This is a genomic window from Ureibacillus sp. FSL W8-0352 (assembly GCF_038004345.1).
Classification (GTDB): Bacteria; Bacillota; Bacilli; order Bacillales_A; family Planococcaceae; genus Ureibacillus; species Ureibacillus thermosphaericus.
In genome coordinates this window covers 1411857-1435133 of the sequence record NZ_JBBOQT010000001.1, presented here as the reverse complement: position 1 = coordinate 1435133, position 23277 = coordinate 1411857, and the positions used below count along the sequence as shown (strand labels likewise).

Annotated in this window: 21 protein-coding genes; 11 read left to right on the top strand and 10 right to left on the bottom strand. The window is 34.2% G+C overall.

Features of this window, described 5'->3' with window-relative positions; genetic code table 11:
• The first annotated feature begins 61 nt into the window (after positions 1-61).
• Positions 62-640, top strand: a complete 579-nt coding sequence (locus NST98_RS07400) for a nitroreductase family protein (RefSeq protein ID WP_340714795.1) — start codon at positions 62-64, stop codon at positions 638-640.
• Positions 641-797: 157 nt separating this feature from the next.
• Here the strand turns inward: NST98_RS07400 and NST98_RS07395 are convergent, their stop codons facing one another.
• The 6 genes from NST98_RS07395 to bioD all read right to left on the bottom strand — a co-directional run bounded on the left by NST98_RS07395 (position 798) and on the right by bioD (position 6503).
• Positions 798-1070 carry a hypothetical protein gene (locus NST98_RS07395; protein WP_340714794.1) on the bottom strand — a complete coding sequence of 91 codons (273 nt, stop codon included), beginning with the start codon at positions 1068-1070 and terminating at the stop codon, positions 798-800.
• 142 nt (positions 1071-1212) lie between these two features.
• Positions 1213-1695, bottom strand: coding sequence for a hypothetical protein (locus tag NST98_RS07390; RefSeq protein ID WP_340714793.1), 483 nt, complete (start codon positions 1693-1695; stop codon positions 1213-1215).
• A gap of 1194 nt (positions 1696-2889) precedes the next feature.
• Positions 2890-3888 (bottom strand): biotin synthase BioB, encoded by a 999-nt coding sequence (gene bioB, locus NST98_RS07385; RefSeq protein ID WP_016838636.1) that lies wholly within the window; start codon positions 3886-3888, stop codon positions 2890-2892.
• A complete protein-coding gene (locus tag NST98_RS07380; protein ID WP_016838637.1) occupies positions 3885-4463 on the bottom strand; it encodes a biotin transporter BioY in 579 nt (192 codons plus the stop codon). The genes bioB and NST98_RS07380 overlap by 4 nt, the downstream gene beginning before the upstream one ends.
• On the bottom strand, positions 4460-5830 hold the full coding sequence (gene bioA / locus NST98_RS07375) for an adenosylmethionine--8-amino-7-oxononanoate transaminase (protein WP_016838638.1): 1371 nt from the start codon (positions 5828-5830) through the stop codon (positions 4460-4462). Before bioA ends, NST98_RS07380 begins: the two co-directional genes overlap by 4 nt.
• Positions 5802-6503, bottom strand: a complete 702-nt coding sequence (bioD, locus tag NST98_RS07370) for a dethiobiotin synthase (RefSeq protein ID WP_016838639.1) — start codon at positions 6501-6503, stop codon at positions 5802-5804. The genes bioA and bioD overlap by 29 nt, the downstream gene beginning before the upstream one ends.
• A 349-nt stretch (positions 6504-6852) precedes the next feature.
• Here bioD and NST98_RS07365 point away from each other — a divergent pair, with 349 nt between their 5' ends.
• The 4 genes from NST98_RS07365 to NST98_RS07350 all read left to right on the top strand — a co-directional run bounded on the left by NST98_RS07365 (position 6853) and on the right by NST98_RS07350 (position 11128).
• Entirely contained in the window at positions 6853-8553 is a 1701-nt protein-coding gene (locus NST98_RS07365; RefSeq protein ID WP_340714792.1) for an S-layer homology domain-containing protein, read from the top strand.
• A gap of 275 nt (positions 8554-8828) precedes the next feature.
• Positions 8829-9176 carry a hypothetical protein gene (locus NST98_RS07360; RefSeq protein ID WP_016838641.1) on the top strand — a complete coding sequence of 116 codons (348 nt, stop codon included), beginning with the start codon at positions 8829-8831 and terminating at the stop codon, positions 9174-9176.
• Positions 9177-9220: 44 nt separating this feature from the next.
• On the top strand, positions 9221-10210 hold the full coding sequence (locus NST98_RS07355) for a ketoacyl-ACP synthase III (protein ID WP_168411982.1): 990 nt from the start codon (positions 9221-9223) through the stop codon (positions 10208-10210).
• A gap of 237 nt (positions 10211-10447) precedes the next feature.
• On the top strand, positions 10448-11128 hold the full coding sequence (locus tag NST98_RS07350; protein ID WP_016838643.1) for a DUF554 domain-containing protein: 681 nt from the start codon (positions 10448-10450) through the stop codon (positions 11126-11128).
• 383 nt (positions 11129-11511) lie between these two features.
• Here the strand turns inward: NST98_RS07350 and NST98_RS07345 are convergent, their stop codons facing one another.
• Positions 11512-13263, bottom strand: coding sequence for a B12-binding domain-containing radical SAM protein (locus NST98_RS07345; protein ID WP_340714791.1), 1752 nt, complete (start codon positions 13261-13263; stop codon positions 11512-11514).
• Positions 13264-13375: 112 nt separating this feature from the next.
• On the bottom strand, positions 13376-13867 hold the full coding sequence (locus NST98_RS07340; RefSeq protein ID WP_340714790.1) for a hypothetical protein: 492 nt from the start codon (positions 13865-13867) through the stop codon (positions 13376-13378).
• A gap of 265 nt (positions 13868-14132) precedes the next feature.
• On the opposite strand from NST98_RS07340, the gene NST98_RS07335 reads away from it, so the two are divergent.
• The 3 genes from NST98_RS07335 to NST98_RS07325 all read left to right on the top strand — a co-directional run bounded on the left by NST98_RS07335 (position 14133) and on the right by NST98_RS07325 (position 18133).
• On the top strand, positions 14133-14903 hold the full coding sequence (locus NST98_RS07335) for a metallophosphoesterase family protein (protein ID WP_340714789.1): 771 nt from the start codon (positions 14133-14135) through the stop codon (positions 14901-14903).
• A 150-nt stretch (positions 14904-15053) separates the two neighbouring features.
• The gene (locus tag NST98_RS07330; protein WP_340714788.1) at positions 15054-17045 is read left to right on the top strand and encodes an ABC1 kinase family protein; all 1992 of its coding nucleotides are present in this window, start codon (positions 15054-15056) and stop codon (positions 17043-17045) included.
• 200 nt (positions 17046-17245) lie between these two features.
• Complete coding sequence (locus NST98_RS07325) at positions 17246-18133, top strand: 5'-3' exonuclease (RefSeq protein ID WP_016838648.1); 888 nt, start codon at positions 17246-17248, stop codon at positions 18131-18133.
• 44 nt (positions 18134-18177) lie between these two features.
• On the opposite strand, the gene NST98_RS07320 is transcribed toward NST98_RS07325, so the two are convergent.
• Positions 18178-18696 carry a C39 family peptidase gene (locus NST98_RS07320; protein ID WP_340714787.1) on the bottom strand — a complete coding sequence of 173 codons (519 nt, stop codon included), beginning with the start codon at positions 18694-18696 and terminating at the stop codon, positions 18178-18180.
• Positions 18697-19019: 323 nt separating this feature from the next.
• Here NST98_RS07320 and NST98_RS07315 point away from each other — a divergent pair, with 323 nt between their 5' ends.
• From NST98_RS07315 to NST98_RS07305, 3 genes are all read left to right on the top strand, one after another.
• On the top strand, positions 19020-20498 hold the full coding sequence (locus NST98_RS07315) for a methyl-accepting chemotaxis protein (protein WP_340714786.1): 1479 nt from the start codon (positions 19020-19022) through the stop codon (positions 20496-20498).
• Positions 20499-21273: 775 nt separating this feature from the next.
• The gene (locus tag NST98_RS07310) at positions 21274-22296 is read left to right on the top strand and encodes an NAD(P)H-dependent flavin oxidoreductase (protein ID WP_340714785.1); all 1023 of its coding nucleotides are present in this window, start codon (positions 21274-21276) and stop codon (positions 22294-22296) included.
• 70 nt (positions 22297-22366) lie between these two features.
• Entirely contained in the window at positions 22367-22783 is a 417-nt protein-coding gene (locus NST98_RS07305; protein WP_340434476.1) for a hypothetical protein, read from the top strand.
• A gap of 54 nt (positions 22784-22837) precedes the next feature.
• On the opposite strand, the gene NST98_RS07300 is transcribed toward NST98_RS07305, so the two are convergent.
• Positions 22838-23191: a thioredoxin family protein gene (locus tag NST98_RS07300; RefSeq protein ID WP_340715695.1), complete on the bottom strand. Its 354-nt coding sequence runs from the start codon at positions 23189-23191 to the stop codon at positions 22838-22840.
• Positions 23192-23277: the final 86 nt, after the last annotated feature.

Here is a 23277-nt window from a genome sequence, read left to right as displayed (position 1 = left end):
TATTAATTTTTCATTAATTTATGTTAATATAACAAGCGCAACTAAATAGGAGGGAATATAAATGGATTTTTTTGAAGCAGTGAAAAATCGCCGTTCTATTCGTGTATTGGAAGATGTAGCTGTTGTTCCAGATGAACAAGTTATTGAAATTGTAGAATCCGCATTAAATCATACACCAACTGCATTCAATGGACAGGAAACTCGCGTGGTGATTTTGTTTGGGGAAAATCATAAAAAACTTTGGAACGATACAGAAGAAATTGCCCTAAAGAAAACTAAGGAGGATTTTGCACGAATAGAGGAGCGAATTAATGGGTTTCGCAATGGTCATGGAACGATTTTATTCTTCCAAGACAGAGATGTAATCAGAGGTTTACAAGAAAAAATGCCTCAATTTCATGATGAGTTAGAAGTATGGTCTCAACAAAATCAAGGTATGCTTCAATATGTAGTTTGGACAGGGTTGGAAGCTGTAGGCTATGCAGCATCCCTTCAACATATGGAAATAAATATTCAACCGGAATGGAATGTTCCTGATAACTGGAAGATGATTGCTCAAATGCCTTTCGGAAAACAAGTACAACCATTAATGGAAAAAGAAATAATTCCAGTCGAAAAGAAACTTATTGTGGTTAAGTAAAAGATTGCGATCGTTAAAGATAGGGGAAAGTGGCTGGCTGTGAGCTGATTTCTGTTTAGATTAGGAATGATGGAAAATTATTTCATCATCATAAAATGAGTAGCTTGCGAAAAGGCAATTAGGACTTGTTGCAAGCTTTTATGTTCAGTACACTCTTTCAATAATATTTTTTGCTTCCTTTCTGTTTTTGAATTTCTTGTGTTAAATATTGAACTTGTTTTTCAAGCTTTGCTATTCTTTCATCATATTCTTGAACTTTTTGTTGAGATTGTTGAAATTCATCTATGGAAAGTAGTTCTGCATAGGAAGAAATGATATCCCCTATTGTTGAAAGAAAAATTCCGATAATCCCTAATTTTATTGAGATATCTTCAGATGAGTTGGAGGATGTTGAATTCATCGGATTTGAATGATTATAATTTTTCATCATTCTTCCCCCCAATTCCAGTATCTTTTATATTATATGAATAACTATTGAATTGGGAACAGCAAAATCGAATATTAATGAAGTTTAGCTATCATTGCGAAGCATTACTATGAATGAAGGGCGTCGTAAAATTTGACGCCCTTTTTTATAGTGGAGCCCTCATTGGTTCGTTGTGAAAGAACAGATTGACTTCGCGATTTTCTTTAATAACATTATTCTCATGTAAAAAGGTCATTGGGGATGTTATAGTAAATTCCACTGAAAATTCCCCGTTTTGATAATTTGTATTTTGATAGAGTTCATCGATACTTTCACCAGATAAAATACCGCCATAATGAAGGGTATATGTTTGGTTCAATTTCAAATCAGGAGTGCTAATGACAATCGATTGGAATTCTTTTTCAGGTTTAACAGCAATAATTTCATTTTCCTTTGAATCGGTGATATAAAGGTTGGTATTTGCTTGTTGCTCTTTAAGAAAAGTCATCATAATTGTGTTTTGACTATTGGAAATCCCATGTGCTTTACCGTTGCTGCCCGCAGCTATGAGGATACCGCCTTCCATTAGAAATGTGTGGTCATAGTCTAATGGACCATTGTTGTTATTGGTTGCACCATAGACAATCACCGTACCACCTGTTATTCTAATGGAACCGCTCGAGTCGAGTCGATAAAAACAGCCTAGCGTGACGGGAGATAATAGTCAAACTCCCAAAGATAATAGTCATTCACGAGAGGATAATAGTCAAAGGAGCAAACATAATAGCCAATCGATAAAAAAAGCCGTGAGCAAAGGGAGATAATAGTCAAACTCCCAAAGATAATAGTCATTCACGAGAGGATAATAGTCAAAGGAGCAAACATAATAGCCAATCGATAAAAAAAGCCGTGAGAGATGGGCGATAATAGTCAAACTTCCGCAGATAATAGTCATTCACGAGAGGATAATAGTCAAAGGAACGAACATAATAGCCAATCGATAAAAAAAGCCGTGAGAGATGGGCGATAATAGTCAAACTTCCGCAGATAATAGTCATTCACAAGAGGATAATAGTCAAAGGAGCAAACATAATAGCCAATCGATAAAAAAAGCTGAGAGCAAAGGGAGATAATAGCCAAACTTCCGCAGATAATAGTCATTCACAAGAGGATAATAGTCAAAGGAACGAACATAATAGCCAATCGATAAAAAAAGCCGTGAGCGATGGGAGATAATAGTCAAACTCCCAAAGATAATAGTCATTCACGAGAGGATAATAGTCAAAGGAGCAAACATAATAGCCAATCGATAAAAACAGCCGTGAGCGATGGGAGATAATAGTCAAACTTCCGAAGATAATAGTCATTCACAAGAGGATAATAGTCAAAGGAACGAACATAATAGCCAATCGATAAAAAAAGCCGTGAGCAAAGGGAGATAATAGTCAAACTCCCAAAGATAATAGTCATTCACGAGAGGATAATAGTCAAAGGAGCAAACATAATAGCCAATCGATAAAAAAAGCCGTGAGAGATGGGCGATAATAGTCAAACTTCCGCAGATAATAGTCATTCACGAGAGGATAATAGTCAAAGGAGCAAACATAATAGCCAATCGATAAAAAAAGCCGAGAGCAAAGGGAGATAATAGCCAAACTTCCGCAGATAATAGTCATTCACGAGAGGATAATAGTCAAAGGAGCAAACATAATAGCCAATCGATAAAAACAGCCTAGAGTGATGGGAGATAATAAACAAGCTACACAAAATAATAGCCATGCCTCCAAAGAAAAAAGAGCGAAACAACTATTCGCTCTTATTCAATCATAGAGGGTATATTCCATTAAACATTTAATAATTCCTGTTGTTTTTCAGTGAGTTCAATTTCAAATCCTAAGTCCTCAAGCATTTTATAATCTTGATTTTTTTCTTGTCCTTCCGTTGTTAAGTAATCACCGACAAAGATGCTGTTTGCTGCGTATAGTCCAAGCGGTTGCAAGGAGCGCAGATTTACTTCACGCCCACCAGAGATACGAATTTCTTTTGTTGGATTCATGTAGCGGAATAATGCAAGCACTTTTAAGCAATAGCGAGGATTCAGCTCATTCGTCCCTTCCAGTTTTGTTCCCTCAATGGCATGTAAGAAGTTAACTGGAATTGAATCTGCATCAAGTGCTCGTAAAGCCCGAGCAATATCAACTACATCTTGCTTTGTTTCTTTCATTCCGATAATGGCGCCAGAGCAAGGTGAAAGGCCGTGTTTTTTCACGATATCGATCGTATTGATCCGGTCTTGGTACGTATGAGTTGTCGTAATGAATTCGTGATGTCTTTCTGAAGTATTAATGTTATGGTTGTATCGATCAACCCCTGCTTCTTTTAACTGTTCTGCTTGTTCCTCTTTCAATATCCCTAAACAAGCACATACTTTTAATCCGTACTTTTCTTTAATTTCTTTTACTGCTTCACTAACCACGTTCACATCTTTTCGAGTTGGACCGCGGCCGCTTGCAACAATGCAATAAGTGCCAATTTTATTTTCAAAAGCAATTCTCGCGCCTTCTAAAATTTGTTCTTTTGTAATAAAAGGATATTTTTCGATAGGGGCTGTGGATTTTGAAGATTGAGCACAATAGCCGCAATCTTCAGGGCAGTACCCGCTTTTAGCATTCATAATCATGTTCAATTTCACTTTTTTGCCGAAGTAGTGTTTACGAATCGTAAAAGCTCCATGTAATAATGGCAGTAGTTCATCATCGTCAGCGTTCAAAATCTCCATTGCTTCTTCATTAGAAAGTTCTTTTCCGTTAATAACTTCTTGTGCTAAAGTTTGCCATTTCATTTAGGTACCTCCAATACATTGAACATTTTTTTATTTAATAAGAAGTAAATTCTTCTTGCAAACAGTCCAGTAACTATTGCTAATACAATGTCAACACCAACAGTGCTTAAAAAAGCAGTCATAAATACGGTTGATGCACTTGTTGGCATGTCCAGCAAGAAATTTAGTGCAAAGTATACGTATGGCGCACCAATTGCATAAATAACGAAAGTGCCGACTAAATTTGCAACAACAAATCGTAAGCGGGAAGGTTCTTCTCCTCCACGTTCAATGATGTATCCTATAATAAAAGCACCAACAGCAAAGCCGACTAAATAACCGAAAGTAGGTTGCAATACATATGTCAGTCCTCCACCTTGAGTAAAGACAGGTAGCCCTGCTAAACCAACAAAGATATATACTAATTGACTTTGTAAACCTCTTTTACTGCCTAAAATGGAGCCAGCTAAAAAAACAATGATAATTTGCATTGTAAATGGAACGATTGGCAATGGTATTTTGATAAATGCTCCTATCGCGGTCAATGCAGCGAATATCGCTACTAATGTAAGTGAAAAAATCTGTGAATTTCTCATATAATTCCCACCTTTTTCTTTTTGAAAAATTCGACAATTTCTTCTTTAGCTGTATTAACCATCCATTCTATTTCCTCTTCAGAAATGATATATGGTGGCATGAAATATAAAATATTGCCAAGGGGTCTTAGTAAAATTCCTCTATTTAATGCTCTTTTATAAATTCGATAGCCGATTCGCTCTTCACTTGGGAGAGGGGCTTTTGTTTTTTTGTCTGCAACTAATTCAATTGCGCCAACAAATCCTGTTTGTCGATATTCACCGACATATGGAAGTGAATCGAAGGCTTCGTGTGCTAATTTATTTAAAAGTTTTGCTTTCTTTGCAATTTTTTCTAATACTTGCTCTTCTTCAAATATGGCAAGCACTTCTTGGGCCGCTCGCAATGCAAGTGGATTGCCTGAGTAGCTGTGGGAATGCAAGAAAGCTTTCATTGTGCCGTAATCGTCATAAAACGCATAGTAAATTTTGTTTGTTGTTAGCACTGCTGAAAGCGGCAAATATCCTCCGGTAATGCCTTTCGATAAGCAGAGAAAATCCGGTGTTATATCTGCTTGTTCACATGCAAATAACGTTCCAGTTCTTCCAAAACCAACCGCAATTTCATCCGCAATAAGATGCACGTCGTATTGATCGCACAATGTCCGTAATTTTTTTAAGAAAACGGGAGGATACATATTCATGCCGCCTGCAATTTGAATTAACGGTTCAATAATGGCAGCAGAAAGAGTATCAGCATGCATCTTAAATTGCTCTTCCACAAACATTGCACAAGGAGCATCGCAAGTACCTGGATGTTCAGCAAATGGACAGCGATAACAATTTGGTCCTTCTGCTTGAACAACATTTAATAAAAGAGGTTGAAAAACTTTGTTATATAAATCTACCGCCCCGACTGACAAAGCTCCGAGCGTTTCTCCGTGATAAGCATTTGTAAAAGTTAAGAAGCGTTGTTTTTTTGGTTGTCCAGTTTGAGCACGATATTGAAAGCTCATCTTTAACGCTATTTCAATGGCAGCTGAACCGTTATCTGCAAAAAATACTTTTTCTAATCCATCCGGAGTTTTTTCAACCAGTTTTGTTGCCACATGTATAGCTGGTTCATGGGTAAAGTTCGCAAAAATTACATGCTCTAATTTTTTTGCTTGGTCGGCAATTGCCTTGTTAATGCGCGGATTGGCATGGCCAAATAAGTTGACCCACCAAGATGAAACGGCATCTAAATAGCGATTTCCTTGCTTGTCATATAGCCAAATGCCTTCACCTCTCTCTATAACGATTGGTGGAAATGTTTCATAGTCTTTCATTTGGGAACATGGGTGCCAAATATATTTAAAGTCAAGATCTTGTAGTTCGGAGTAATTCACGATTCATCAGCCTTTCGAAAATCGTTTCTTCATCAAAGCTTTCAATCGTTCGATTTCCTTCCACAACGACAAATTGTTGATGGGGAATAAAACGTTGTAAAGTTTGAATATTATTTTTTTCGATTTCACTATGTTCGTATTGGTTGATGACGATTCCGAGCAATTCAATTCCTCTTGCATTTAATGCGCCAATTGACAACAATGTGTGATTGATTGTGCCAAGTTTCGGATGGGTAACTAATACAACAGGTAGTTTCGAGCGTTGAATGATATCTAGTAAAGTTAAAGAAGTATGAGATTGCAGAGGTACATAAAGTCCTCCAGCCCCTTCACAAATCACAACATCATATTCATCCTGTAATTGTTCAATTTTATTGAGTATTTTTGCTCCGCTAATCCACTCTCCCTCAAGTTCTGCTGCATAATGAGGAGAAGCAGGAGCGGGGAAAGAATATGAATTAATGGAATTAGGCGATAATGGTTGCAAACTATAATTTAGGTAACTAGACGTATCATGATAGTAGGTTTTATTGTTCTTTTTCATGACGCCTGTTTGTACCGGCTTATAAGGAACCACTTTGAATCCTTTTTTTTGCAAATAGCGCATTAATAATGTGGCAATAAAGGTTTTTCCTACATCTGTGTCTGTTCCAACGACCCAAAAATGGTTCAAAACATCACCTTCTTAGTTGTTTTTTGTTAACTGGATTAATTCATAAGTTAACACAATTTATTTTCCACGTAAATACCAATTTTTGAATTTTATATTCGAATAGGTAATTGGGAGGCTTTCATAAACAGAAAGTAATGGGTGGAAGAGAGAATACTATTTTGAAACAATATGGAACATTTCTTTTGTTTATACGGACTAATAAATAGGGGGTTGGAATTTGTATTATTTTCCAAACGAAAGATAGACTGGAATTAATTGCTGAAACTATCATCTATTTTGTAGAAAAGGTATAATTATCATATTGAAGCGGATGACGTTCATTTGATTAATGCATATTGGAGGATTTTTTATGAAAAAGAAAAAATGGTTGAATTTATTTACCGCAGCGACTGCTGTCACGATTGCTGCAACAGCAGTTCCCGTTGCTTCAAGTGCGGCACAATTTTCAGATATAAAAGGTGACACTCATGAACAGGCAATTGTTCAATTAGTGGATGCAGGAATTATTAAAGGATATCCTGATGGGACATTTAGAGCTTATCAAGATTTAACGTGTTCCGATGTAGTGAAATTGATTGGTAGATTTATAAAGTTACAAGGCTATGAAATTCCTAGCGATTATAAAACGAATATGCGCTTTTTAGACCTTTCTAAAAATACGGATGATGAGTTGCTTCAGTATTCAGCACTAGTAAAAGATGCAGGGATTTTTGAAGGGAATCGATTAAATCCAACACAAGCAATGACCCGTGAAGATATGGCGGTGATTTTAGCAAATACATTATCAAAAATTTATCAAGTTGACGTTCATCATTATGTTGATGCTCAATCTTTTGAAATTGAAGTGACTGATATACAAGAAGCGAAAGAAAGTGCCCGTTCATCAATTCAAGTATTAGACTACTTTAACATAACGAATGTAAAAGAATTCAAACCCAAAGCTACTTTAAAGAGAGGGCAATTTGCTTCATTTTTACAAAGACTGATAAACACTACGCTAACGGAAAAACTCTTCCAAGTGAAAAAGGTTGAAGTAGTAGGGAACGAAATCGTAGTTCAATTTAATGAAGCAGTCAACTTGCCAACATCAACTAGTTCGAAGGAAATAGCAACATATTTCAAATTAGTAGGATTAGAAAATGAAGTATTTGCAAAAGGTGAATTAAATAAAGAGGGGGATTCATACACAATTACCCTTAATTCAAAAAATGAAGGAAACTATCGCTTCGAAATAAAAGGGGTACCTTCAAAATCAGGAAAAATTTTACCAGCATTTGACAAACGAATTAGTATTCAGAAAACTGAAGAACCAAAAGAAGAAACAAGGTTTGTAGTAGAAAGTGAAAAATTCGTTCTTGGAGTTACTCCAGATGGTCAAATAGTAGATAAATATGATGCAAATATTAAGGTTTATGGTTTCGTGAATCATGATAAAGTCGAATTACCAAACAGTGCTTACACCATTACAACGAATAGCAAATATTTAAATGTAGAAGGTAATAAAGTGACTGCGAATGTTGATGCCATTGAAGCAGATGGTATTTTAGATGAGGAAAATCAAACTTATGAAGCTGATATTTTCATCACCATTAACCAAACAGGCGAACAAATCAAGCATACTCTTACACTTTCAAGTGAAAAGGTAAAGGTAAATGGTAAATTCGTTTTAATCAATAAAAATTCTTTAAGTCAGAAAGAATTAAAAGAGATTGATGTAGAAGTTTCTGAATATGGTTTAGTATTAACAGCAACTGATTTATTCAAAGAAATCTATGAAGAGGGTTATTTTGAAATAGAGGATCAATACGGTAAAGAAGCAAACTTTAATCCGAATACAGGGCTAGTTACCTTTGCAGACGGATCCTCAAGGGAAATTCGTCCAATTATTACAAACATTAATACTACAAATGATCAATATGAAATCTCCTACAATGGAACAATAAACTTAATGATTGGTTTAGGAGAAAAAGGGCTATCCCGAGGAGACTCTTTCAATTTAAAATTAAGCATTGATGATGCAACGGTTATTGTAAAAGTTTATATGAGATAAATTTGTAATTAGGGATATTAAACTAGATTAGGGTTTAGTTTAATATCCCTTTTTTATTATGTTTCAAAAAAATTGATAGTTATTTCTAACTTTTTAAAAAATTCCGCAATAGGTAATTGATATTTTTTGATGAACTTGATATATTACTATTGGTATAAATTGTTATACTTTGAAAAACAAAACTATTATACTTATAGTGTTATTGAATTATTAGGTATATAGTTTTATTTTTCTGATTTATTATTACAAATTTATTATTGGAAGGATGGAATAGTATGAGAGAAGGATTTTACTCTATTCAAGTAAATTCAGTGCAAAAAGTAGTGAATATGGTTGTAGGAGGCTCATTTTCTCCAGAAAAAGTGCAACAATTTTTAAATGATTACCATAAGAACCTTGATCCGATTCCAGCTAGTCAATATGAATTACGCTTTGATTGTCGTGATTTAAATGTTATAACGCAAGATATGATTCCACATTTACAAGGATGTTTCGAACTTTATAAAACTACAGGGTTTAAAAAAGTAGTTGTGGAAATTAAACAAAGTGCAATTATTAAAATGCAATTGAATAGAATTGCAAAAACTGTAGGTTTAGAGCCATTTGAAGTAGTTGAAGTATAATTGTTCTTCTCGTTTCAAAGTTGTATAGGAGGCTTTTAGTAAGCATGACGCATGTTCAAATAAAAGAAGTGGAAGTCTATCATCCAAATCATGTTGTAAATAGTCAGAAGTATATTGATTACTTTAAAGAAAATAAAGGGAAAGATATTTCTAATTTATTAGAAACTTTAGGAAGAAAGAATTATTATCAAATAAATAATTCGGAAGAAAATAGTATAACGATGGCAATCGACGCTTCTAAGCGAGTTTTAGAGAAAGCAGGAGTAGAAGGAAAAGATGTCGATATGATTATCTTTTCTTCCCAAGTACCTGAGTTGACATTCCCTACAAATGCAATTTTTGTTCATGAGGCAATTCAAGGGAAAAAAGATTGTATTGTTTACGACAGTAATGCTAACTGTGCAGGAATGACGATTGCGGTTGAACAAGCTTCCCGATACTTGTTAAGCAATCCCCACATCACCAATGCATTAGTAGTAGGTTCTGACTATTTGTCTCTTGTTGCAAATCCGGATGAAGAAATTACATATGCTAGCTTTGGAGATGCTGCAGCGGCTGTATTTCTTGAAAAAACGGAAGAAGATACAGGGTTTATCGATGCAATTTACGAAACGGATTCTTCTTTTAAAGAAAATATTTTATATCCAGATCAAGGTTTTTCTAAATATGTATTGAATAAAGAGTTTCCTGGTTATATTCGTTGGCTTCCATTCGATGGTGCTGTTTCATTGCCGTATGCGTATGAAAAAATAGAAAAACTTTTGCATCGAAATAATTTACAAATTGAAGATGTGGATGCATTTTGCTTTTCACAATTTGCCCTATCAAATATCAAAAATCTTCAAGAAAGATTTAATATACCTGATGAGAAAATTATCTATATAGGAGACCAGTATGGTTATACTGGAACAAGCTCACCATTCGTCTCTCTTTATGAAGGAATTCAATCCAATCGAATTAAGCGAGGAGATATCGTATTGTTCTGGACAATTGGTGGTGGGCACGAATTTATTGCAATGCTTTATAAGTATTAATACATATTAGAAAAAATATAAAATGATAGCCCCGTAAAAGTTAAACACATTACGAAACTTTTACGGGGGTTATTTTTTGTACATTGATAATAGAAATATGTGTTAAAACTTTTTAAAATTCTATTAGTATAAAAGTAAAATATGCTTCCTAATATAAGTTGTGTTAAAATTCTTTAATATTACAAAATTAATATTATTAAAGGATAGTTTTGTTACTTTTGATGGGAGTGTTAAGTGATGATTGGCACAATCGTAAATACAATTTGTATTCTGGTAGGGAGTTTTGTAGGAAGCGCATTAAAAAAGGGAATTAAAGAAGAATATCAATCTGCATTATTTACAGCCATGGGGTTTGCCGCTACTGCTTTAGGAATCAATGCGATTGTTCAAAATATGCCGAATAGCAAATATCCGGTCTTATTTATTGTTAGTTTATCTGTTGGTGGTTTAATTGGGACCATTATTGATTTTGATGGGAAATTTAAGAATGTTGTTGATCGGTTTTCTAAAACAGATTTAAGTAAGGGCTTGTCTACAGCCATTTTGCTATTTTGTATCGGTACTTTGTCGATATTAGGTCCGGTGGAAAGTGCTTTAAATAATAATCATACATACTTATTTACAAATGCTACGCTGGATTTAGTGACATCTATGGCTTTAGCTGCCACTTATGGAATCGGTATCGCTTTTGCTGCAGTTGTATTGTTTATTTGGCAAGGTTTGATTTATTTATGTGCAAAATATATTGAACCATTTTTAACAGCTGAACTAATGACGGAGGTTTCCATCGTAGGAGGCATTTTAATATTAAGCTCTGGATTATCGATTTTAGGTATTAAAGACAGCAAATCGTTAAATATGTTGCCAGCACTTTTTGTTCCTGTACTTTGGTTTATTGGATTAGCATTGTTTCAGTAAAAGTTAATGAATAGAAGGAAGGATTTTCAATACTAGTGGGAGATTACCCAAATAAGTAGGGGTGCTATCTGCACGAGCTAAGGTGGTATATGCACAAGCAAGGGTGGTATTTGCACGAGCTAAGGTGGTATATGCACGAGCTGATGTATTATCTGCACGAGTAGGAGAGTTTTATGCACAAGCAAGGTAGTTATTTGCACAAGAAGCACCGTATCTTCACGAGTAAGAGTGCAATCCACACGAGCAATGAGAAAATCCATGTTTTAATAAAAAAAGTAGCATAAACCATCATTGATAAACTCCCTATTAGATAAACAGTTTTATTTTTTTTACTGTCTACCTAATAGGGAGCATAACAAACATTCGGTTTGTACTACTATTTTTTATTTTATGATACTTTTTTGAAACGTTGCAAAGTATGGAGTCGTTCCTTGTCTGAAGAAGACAAACAAATACGTATCACTTTCAACAATTTTTCCTTTTTTATATTCATCATAATCTATACTAAATGGAACAATAAGTGAATGCTTCACAAGTTCCTTTTCATTAATCTGCAATTGGGCAAATTCTTCTCCAACAATATTAGGAGATTCAATTAATTTCTTATTTATTGCTTTCAATTCTTCTTTTGGAATTCGTTCTTCCCACCAAAGCTTTCGAGGGTGGAATTGTTGCTTCGATAAGAAATCGAGCTTCATTAAACTATGAACGATACCTAAATTCACGTTTGGTAACGTGCGTAAAAATTCATCCAATCTCGTAAATAAGTCCTCCAATTGATGACCTATTCTCGACCATCCTTTTTCTTCCCAGAAAGTACCAAAGTTTTGGAAGAAATCGAATGGGGTTTCAAATACTTCTGACACTAGATATTCAATTGTATCGTCCATTCGATGAGCATTCCAATATTTTTCGAGCACATCTTCCGCTTGTTTGATGCGAATAATTTCATCGAAGCTTAATACGTTGTTTGATAAAATTTCATAAGGTGCGATATCAACATATGTATATCCAAACTTTTCGGCTTCAATTCGTAAACCTGTACCGCGCAATAGTTTTAAGAAGCCGAGCTGCAATTCCTCTGGACGCATCGCAAATACATCATTAAATGTTTTGCGGAAACTCTCATAATCTTCTTCAGGAAGTCCAGCAATTAAATCTAAATGCTGATCGATCTTCCCGCCTTCTTTCACCATTGTGACCGTTCTTTTTAATTTTTCAAAGTTTTGTCTACGTTTCACCAATTCATTTGTTAAATCATTCGTAGATTGGACGCCAATTTCAAAACGGAATAAAACTGCTGGTGCATTGTCATTTAAAAATTGAATGACTTCAGGTCGCATAATATCAGCAGTAATTTCAAATTGGAACACCACGCCAGGTACATGCTCATCAATTAAAAATTGGAACATGTCCATTGCATAACTGCGACTAATGTTAAAAGTTCGGTCAACGAATTTAATGGTTTTTGCACCATTGGCCATTAAATAACGAATATCGTCTTTTATTTTTTCCCTATTAAAATAGCGAACGCCTACTTCAATAGAAGATAAGCAAAATTGACAGCTAAATGGGCAACCGCGGCTTGTTTCAATATATTGAATGCGTTTTGAAATAGAAGCTCGATCTTCTTCAAAACGGAATGGGCTTGGAAGTTCCCGTAAGTCAATTTTCTTTGGCTGTGGATGAATATTCATTTTTCCATCTTGTAAGTAAGCAATGCCTGGAACTTCTTCTAGTGGGATTTCTCCATGAACATATCGTAGCAATTGTTTAAAAGAATATTCACCTTCTCCCATAATGATGAAATCAACAAGCCCTTCCAATCGTCGCAACCAATAATGCACATCATAAGAGACTTCTGGCCCGCCTAATACAATTTTTGTATGTGGGCTAACAACTCGCAGCATTTGAATAACTTTAATCGTTTCTTCGATATTCCAAATATAGCAACTAAAACCGACTAAATCAGGTTTTCTTTGATGAAGATCAGTCACAATATTTAACGTCGGTTCTTTTATCGTAAATTCTACAATCGTTGGGTCAAACTCTGGACGTGCGAATGCTTTTAAATAACGAATGGCCAAGTTCGTATGAATGTATTTGGCGTTCAAAGTTGTTAATAGTATATTCATTAGTCGAACTCCTTTAAATCCTATTGGTAGAATGAAATACTTTGATTACCATCACTATTATACAATGATAACTCTAGACAATCTTGTATTAAAAAAAATCAGTCACTTTCATCTATTCATAAATGATTTTCACGTGGTGATTTTCAACATAATTTGGATCATCTAAAGACAAAATATATAATTCCATTTCTAAATCATTTTTAAATTCGGGAAATTCGATGTCATCTAATTGTTGGATGACTAGTTTTACAGTGGCTGCTTTTTTTGGTGAGATTTCCTGTTCCAATTGATAAATCGCTTCATCTACCATCCGATCATCTACTGATAGCCTTTGTGCTTGTATTTTCATTGTATCTTTTCGTTTATTTAAAATGTCAAACGTAATCGTGACAGTTTGCTTCGATTGTTCTTTGTTTTTCTTCATGTTTAATATGGTGATTTTTACATTTTCATTATCAACGACTAATTGGTTGATTTCTCTAAATTCGTGATTAGATTTTTTTCTATCGTTTTCTGGCGTACCTAAGTTTGCTTCTGAGGGTACACCACAAGCATACAATATGAAGATAGGCAAGAATAAGAAAATTAGAAACAACTTCCTCATAAGAATCTCCTTTACCAAAGAAATAGATTAATTTTCATTATGAAATAATGTCGTATAAACTATACGTGATTCGATTCGTATGAATAAACATTTATAGAATAATTAAAATAATAAACTATTAGTCAATATGAAATTCTTAAATTGTATAGAATTTCGCGGAATATTCATATAATTCTGTAGTATAATTGAATAAAAATTGAACGGATTGAAAATTTTAGAAAACATTCAACTTTCTCTTTTGAGTGTTGAATAAAGAGGTGTATAAATGGATAAAGTATTTGCCATTGGAGATATACATGGAAGTTTTCATTTATTAGAGAAAGTATTGCAGTACTGGAAACCCGATGAAGAGATGCTTATTTTTTTAGGTGACTATATTGACAGGGGAAAGGATAGCTTAAAAGTATTGCGCAAAGTGATGGAGCTATCAAAAGATTATAAGGTGATTACGTTAAGTGGAAACCATGAACAAATCTTCTTGAACTGGTTAAAAAAGCCGAAAGAAATGACCGAATTTTATTTCCATCCGAAAGTTGGAGGTGCAAGCACCATCCAAAGTTTTTATTCCGAATATTCCAGCGAACACGAACAAACTGTAGATGAAATGAATGTTGAACAAATAGTCGAATTTATCAAAACGCATTTTGAAGATGAAATTGAATTTATAAAAAATCTTCGTTTGTATTATTATTGGAATCCGTTTGTTTTTGTTCACGCAGGGATCAATGCAAAAGTAGAAGATTTTTTAGAAACAAGTACGGATGAATTTCTGTGGATACGTGAAGAATTTACGAAAGTCCCCCATAAAGCAAAAGAATATGTCGTATTTGGCCATACACCAACATTATTATTAAATGAAGATGGTTCGAGCAAAGTATGGATTTCACCTTGCCGTAAAAAAATCGGTATTGATGGAGGGGGAAATATTTATGAGGGTGGAAATATCCATGGGGTTCGTTTCCACAAAAAATCAACAGATATTGAAATATATTCTGTAAATGAAAGGGAGAGTATTACGAATTATTTTACATTATAGATAGGATTCACCTCCAAGTGAATCCTTTTTTGTATGAATTTCGTTTGGAAAATAGAAGAAATCAATTTAATAACAACGCTTAGGAATGACAAGAATGAAACTTTAGCCATACTAATTTTAATGGATATTCGATTGGAAGTGGTGAAGTGAATGAGTACAATTAGCGCACTTTTGCAAATATTAATTGTGTCAATCATTATATTTTTTATTAGCGGAAGGCTTATTGGTTCCAATGTGAACTTATTTAGAAGAGTATTGTCCGTCATCATCAGCGTCTCATTCACTACTTTTGTGTTTTGGTATACGTTTGTTCGGGAAAATGCACAATATCATACTGAAGATGGCGTTGTAAGTGTTGCAACGTTATTATGGATCGGAAGCATGTTGCTTATTTCCATGCTGATTTATTTATTCTTTGAGCTATTTGATCCGATTGCATTAGATGAAAATACTGGGCGTTATTCGGAAAAGAAGACGATTTTTAGGAAAGCATTGAATTATTGGCGTTATCAAAAGCGTCTACGAACGGTATTAAAAGTAGCTGTAACGAACGGCATTACAAGAACGGTAAAATATGCGCGAAGTCGCGATACAGATAGACAGTTAGCAATTGCATTGCGTTCTACTCTTGAAGAGAGCGGTGGCATTTTTATAAAGTTTGGACAAGTGTTATCAACTAGAAAAGAATTGTTTTCCCCAATCTTCATTGAAGAACTAAAAAAATTGCAGCAAAAAGTATCGCCAATGACCTTTGATGAAGTAAAAAGGATATTAAAAGAAAATTTTTCATGCGAAATCGATGAGGTTTTTTCTTTTTTTGACGAGAAACCATTAGCAGCAGCTTCCATTGGACAAGTTCATCGAGCGGTTTTAAAAAATTCTCATGAAGAAGTGGTTGTAAAAATTTTAAGACCGCAAGTAAAAACAATTATGAGGGAAGATTTAAGTATATTATTGGAATTTGCAGATTGGATTACGACGAAATCCCAGTGGGCTGAAAGTTTTGGGTTCAAATCGTTAGCAGAAGGATTTGCCAATTCAATGAAAGAGGAAACGGATTTCGAAATAGAAGCCCGCAACATGATCCAAATTCGGAATATATTAAAACGGAGTAAACTGAATGTCAAAATTCCACAAGTTTATGAAGAATTAAGTAATGAAAATATTTTAGTAATGGAATACGTAAAAGGTGTAAGCATTTCGGATTTAGATAAAATAGAGGATCTTTCCTTTGAACGAAAAGAGCTTGCGCGAACGATTGTTTATTCTTATTTAGAACAAGCGTTAATATCAGGAATTTTTCATGCTGACCCGCATCCAGGAAATATTTCTGTTAATCCAGAAACAGGGGAAGTAGCGATTCTTGACTTTGGAGCAGTTTGTCGATTATCAGGGCAACAACAAGAAGGATTAAAACTATTTTTCATGGGTATTCAGCAGGGAGATTCGTCGTTATTATACGATGCAATTTCCTTACTAATCAAAAATAAAAATGAAATTAACCGTCAAGAATTGGAACAAGCGATTGGCCAAATTTTATTAAAAATAACATATGTTAATAAAGTCCCAACAGATGAAACGATTTATTCCATTTTTACAGTCATTAGAGAATCGGGGTTACAGTTTTATTCATCCGTCAGCTTGGCTCTCAGGGTAATCATTACATTAGACGGCACAATCAATATGATCGATCCTACTTTTAATATTTTTGAAGAAGCGAAGAAATTTACAAATGATTATATGAAATCTTCGTTAAGAAAACCGATTACAGAGCCAATTGAAACGATGGAGAAAATGCAAGAAGAATTGGCAATACTAATACCGAATTTGCGAAAAATTCCAAGGCGGATTGACCAATTAATTCGAAAAGTTGAAGATGGAAAAGTGATCTTGCATCACGACATCTTTTCGGATAAAACCAACTCCAAATTTGTGACGCAATTGTTTTCAAAATTTGTCTTATTGATGGTGGGCATTACATTTGGAATTATTTCAACAGCACTTCTAGCCATTTCCCAATTTATTGAAACTGCCTATGCGATTTATTTAAATACAGCAGCATATCTCGGATTATTTTTATGTTCCATTTTACTTGTACGATTATCGATTCAAGCAATTCGCGATATGAAACGGAGAGATTAATGAAAGCACTTTTCCCATATGCAATGAAGTCTAAACTGATAGGAGGATAATATGTTCTATTTTATGAACGTATTATCCTCTTCTTTTGTTTGTCAGCAGTAGCGTCACTTAGAATTGTAATAGGGAAGGAGAATTTTTCCGTCGCAAATGGGCTGTCTCAACATGTTATAATGAATGAAGTAGAAAGTGAGGATTTTTGAATGAATAATCAACCACATATTTTAGTCATTGACGGAATGGCTCTATTATTCCGTTCTTTTTATGCCACGAGTGTAATAGGACATTTTCAATATTTACCGGATGGCAGACCATCAAATGGGGTGCAAGGTTTTGCACGACATGTTTTAACAGCCCAATCAATTATTAAGCCTAGCCATATTGCAATTTGTTGGGATATGGGAGCTAACACATTTCGCAATGAACTATTTGAAGGATACAAAACGAATCGAAGCGAGCCACCGGAAGAAATGATTCCACAATTTGACATGGCAAAGGAAGTTTCTGAGTGGATTGGCTGGAAAAACATTGGAGAAGCAGGAATGGAAGCGGATGATTGCATTGGTTCCATCGTTGAAAAATGGAAGGAAGAAGCCCAAATTACAATAATTAGTGGCGATAAAGATTTATTGCAATTATTGAATCCTTCGACGAACATCGCTTTTACAAAAAAAGGCTATTCTGAGTATGATGTCTATACAATGGAACGATTTAAAGAGGAATATGCGATTGAACCTCATCAATTTGTAGATGTGAAAGCATTCATGGGAGATTCGAGCGACGGCTATCCAGGGGTCAAAGGCATTGGACCGAAAACAGCGCTGCAATTGATTCAAAAATACGGTACTGTTGAAGGAGTATTACAAAATTTAGATGAATTAAAACCAGGTCAACGAAATAAAATTGCAGATAATCTGGAAATGTTAAAGCTTTCTTATCGATTAGCATCCATAGAAAAAAACATACCAATCAAAGAACGTTTAGAAGATCTCTCTGTACCTGAATATTCCGCTAACACTTTCAATCAACTAGCAAACAAGGGCTTTACATCCATTGCAAAACATGCCTATTCACTATATACATGTATATAAAGTATTGAGAAGGGACACAAACTTGTTTGAATGTTTGAGTCCCTTTATTTTTTCTTTCTTGGCTCAATTTTTACGAAGCTAATCACTTTATAGTTTTGAGAATAGGGAACTTTTCGTATTTGACTATCACGATTTATTCCACCATGATCATGCACAATTAATAATAACTCATTTTGCTCAATTTCATAGCCAATGAAAGGAACCCAATGATAGGTAAAAGTAGGTTTTGATTTCCATTGTAGAGTAAAGTATTTATCAAATTTTATTGCTACTGGCCTGCCCTCATCGATTTGTTTCATCGCTTCCTTTAATGAACAGTTTTTTACAACCCAGTCCGTTCCTAAATAGTTTTGTAAATTTTTAATAAGCCTCCAGCGAAATAAACCGATTTTCGTTGTACCTAGCATTCGATAAAGAATATTTACATTCTGTGCAACATGCTTTCCAAACATAAATTTCAACATAACGAATATTGTAGTAGGTCCACAGGCAGAGTTTTGGTAGGATGGATAAACTTCAGGGCTGAACTGAGACATTCCTTCTAAAGGTATGAACTTTTTCATAGCATCACCTTGTTCAATATTATAACTAATATAAATTTTTTTGAAAGACTAGGGCAGTAATGAACATAAAATGATGATTGCACTGAGTCTTACTGCAAGTTTTATTGATATAATTTTCGGAATTAATAAGAAAAATTAGAAAAATGAAGGGATTTTTGGTAAGTATATCGAATAATAAAGCAGAGTTGTATTTCCTAGGAAATATACTCAACTTAAATAGTTCGAATATTGCATCAAATCATCAGTTATAGTGATTTTTTGATGTTTTTATTTGCGTGAATAATCAAATAGTCCTTACCGCAAAAAGAAAGGGGAAGAATTGAATGTATCAAGATCAATACAACACTCACAGAGTACATAAAGTCAATCTTCTACTAACTATTATTTTAGTATTTCTTATTTGTGTACCGATTGTTTCATCTAGGGGATTTGAAGAGGGAGCAATTATTTTTGTAGCAGGCTTGATAGTTCTTGTGATGTCGATAATCACTTTCTTTTTACCAATCAATACATATGTAAAAGGCTTAACCATATCATTAATTCCAAGTATAGTGGTATTAGCACTCTTAATTTTGGATGGATTTTCTATTATTAAACACTATATTATTATTCTAACAATTGCGATGGTTACACTCTATTTTAAGAAAGAACTGATTTTAGCGTTAGGTCTTTTGCTAGATGTAGTATATCTCGTATTATTTTTCCTTTTGCCAGAAAACTTATTAGGACTGAATAACAATTTTTCTGGGTTCTTGACTGTCTTCTTTATCATAAATGCATTTATGGTTCTTTTATATTTGCTGATGAAATGGGGAAGACAACTGATTGTTGATGCATTTCAAAAAGAACTTGAAGCGAAAGAGGGAATGAATAAGTTAACATCCACTTTTGCATCCATCGAATCTGTATCTGATTTGCTTGATAACCATATTACAAAATTTAATACAGAATTAAATACGATCTATAGTTCAAGTAACGACATTGTACAATCTGCAGAACAAATGGGTACTAGTATACAAGAAGAGGCGAATAGTGTAAATATCATCAATGATTCAATGGTTCAGTCATCAGAAAAAATGGGACAAATCGTTATCGTTGCTGAAGACATTGTAAAAAAATCAGAAAATATGAATAGAAAAGTACAAGAAGGTTGGAATAAAATCAATCAAGTAACTGATTATATGGATTCAGTTGGTACAACGATTAGCAATACAGCTATAACGGTTTCTGATTTGCAAACTAGTTTGGAAAGGGTAAATACATTACTCGAAAGTATAAAAGAAATTGCAGATCAAACGAACTTGCTTGCACTGAATGCTGCCATTGAATCTGCTCGAGCTGGTGAGCATGGAAAGGGATTTGCAGTAGTAGCGGAAGAAGTAAGAAAGCTAGCAGAACAAAGTGCCCAAATGACCGAGAATATTAAATTGGTGACGGATGAATTATTCACCAAATCCAAAATAGCTCAAGAAAAATCAGCTCAAGGAGAAAGTGCGATTACGGAAGGTAGATTATTGCTTAAGGAAATTTCTCATTTCTTTGAAGAAATAAAAAGTACATTTACAGAAATTCATAATGGACTATCAATTGAAATGTCAGAAATCGAATTGGCAAATCATAATTTCTTTACAATTCGAAATCAAATTGAAAACGTATCTGCTATATCTGAAGAAAATGCTGCGTCAACGGAAGAAATAATCTCTACATTAGAAAATACACATGATTTAATCGCTTCTATACATTCATCAATAAACGAAATAAATGTATTAATTAAACAGTTGAGAGACTTGACAAAAAGTTAGTCATATCAGTTTTCTGGATTAGTTCATCTCGCTGCAATGATTATTTTAATTTTGGCAGGCACTCAAAGACTAATTGTTAAAGGGAAAATCATTGAAGAAGGATAAGCGTTAAATTTCCCCAACCTTCCAGCGGCCAGCTTCATTTGAGCAGATGGAGGAAATCAATCCATAAAGGAGGTTGCCTCTACGTTATTACGGCGAAAGAACAATTATATTAATAATGGCAAGAATGAACCTCCCGCCGGCACAAAATGGGTTGGACTTCTACAATTGGATCTATACCTTGGAAATCGTCAACAATCGAAGCGAGGGTTCCATCAAACTGTTTATCCTATAGAAATAAAGAAAATTTCCTATAAATACTATTGTATAAAGTAATAATAGGAACTGGAAAACCCTGTCTAATTTAAAAAAGGTGAAATCTACGTCTTTTTAATATTGGGCAGAGTTTTGTTAATGTTTATCATCATTTCATGAAAAAATTGCCTAATATGTTATTTTTTGAATTTAAATTGAAAATTTGTAATTTTTTTAAAATTTTTTGATAATAGAGTAAAGATGAATTGTTAAGCTTTAATGTTATCAAAGAAGCGGCTCAACTGTGGATACACAGAAACAATATTACGCTTTAATCAAATGTATTGTTTAAAATACATCCACTTCCATATTAAAGAGCTGTTCTGTTTGTGAAAAAGGTTGCAGTTTGAAGTAACTCCTAAGAATTTTTGTGAATGTCTAATAGACTATTTATTGATTGAAAGGAGTAGATAAATACATGTTCAGCAACTTAAAATATCCAATAATTCAAGCGCCGATGGCAGGGGGGATTGCAACGGTCGATTTAGCTCTTGCAGTTTCAAAAAATGGGGGACTTGGGTTTCTAGCAGCCGGTTATAAAACACCAGAAGCAATTGAGCAGGAAATCATCAAATGCAAAGAAGCCGCTTTACCTTTTGGGGTGAATATTTTTGTTCCTCAAAACGACTCCCTTGATAAGTCATTGTATTTGTATAAGGAGCGCCTTGAAGAAGATTTCAAAATTCCATTAACAATTCCAAAACCCGATGACGATTATTGGACGGAAAAATTGGAGTTAGTCAAGACGTATAAAGTCCCTTATGTTTCGTTTACATTTGGTTGTCCATCCAATGAAATCATTGAACAAATTAAAGAGAATGACAGCTATGTAATCGTTACGGTGACCAATTTAGAGGAAGCAAAAATTGCTGTACAACAAGGAGCAGATGCAATTTGTTTACAGGGGATAGAAGCTGGAGGGCATCGAGCAACTTTTCAAAATGTGGATGAAGAATCTTATGTACCACTGATGGAATTCATATCTACGGTTCGAAAAGAAATGGCAGTTTCAATAATTGCAGCTGGAGGAATTATTAATGGAAAGGACATTCACCTCGCATTAAATGCTGGAGCAGATGCGGTGCAACTAGGTACAGCTTTCCTTTGTACAGAAGAAAGTGGAGCTAATCCAGTTTATAAACAGGCTCTTCAATCAGGAGAGTTTACAGAAACAGCTCTTACACGTACATTCTCAGGTCGACTTGCGCGGGGATTGAAAAATGAATTTATGGTAAAGTATGAAAGCATTGCACCAGCCATTTATCCCGCTGTCAATACATTAACGCAGCCGATTCGTGCAAAAGCATTGAAAGATCAAAACCCTCAAGCCATGTCACTTTGGGCAAGTACACGTTTTAAAGAGATTCAGTCAGGTACAGTAAAAGAGATATTTGACCGACTTATTAAAGAATTGGAGCTATGTCGCTCTTCATGTTTTTAGACATAGGAGGAATTTGTTATCATATATAATAATTGGAAATTCTTACAATTTGTAGGCAGGGAGGACATTTGTGAAGAAAATTTGGCCATATGTATGGAAAATAATTTGGTTTGTTGGGTTAGTTATTTTAACAATTATTAGTTATAATATTGAACAATATTTATCAAATAAAGTTCTTTATAATGTAACTCCATTAAATTGGAGTCATTTTATCATTCATTTTATTTGGGGGATTTATTTATCGCTTATTTGTATTAATAGATGGAAGATTCAGTTCAACTTTCCATTATTCATTTGCGTATTTATTCCTAGTTTTGTGTTATCGCTTTATCTTCCTTTAACGTCGGTGTCAATCATTAACATCCCTGTAGGTATGTGGTTTGCTAAAGTATACTCTTCAGGATTGATTGAAATAGTAGCCGGTTTATCGTTAATGGTTAGCTTATTTTATCCTGCGAAAAATGAAAAAGAAAACATATTTTTATAGAAATTGAAAGGACATAACTTTTTTGATAGAAGTTATGTCCTAAATTTTTCAAAGTTACACCGTTTGCGCATCCAAAAATTGCGTTACATCTTCCGGTGTTTTGGCGTTGGCACTATGAAGGTGAGCTAATTTTTCACCGTTTTTATAAATTAATAAACTTGGAATTCCCAATACTTGATATTTTTCAGCAAGTTCTGGGAAATCATCGCGATTGATTTCGTACCATTCATACTGATTGTACTTTTCAATAATTGGATCAATAAACATGTTCATGCGTACACAATCAGGGCACCAACCTGCATAAAATTTAACTATCACTGGCTGGTCCTTGCTAATAATTTCATTAAATTGTTCAATAGACGTAATTTCTTTCAATTTTTTCGCCTCCTTACCTAGTAGTTTACACATTTTAGCGAATGTCGGAAAGAAATATGTTTGGAGTGTAAATAACAAACTATTAAAATATCAATTAATTTTTCGAAAATTTGAATAAA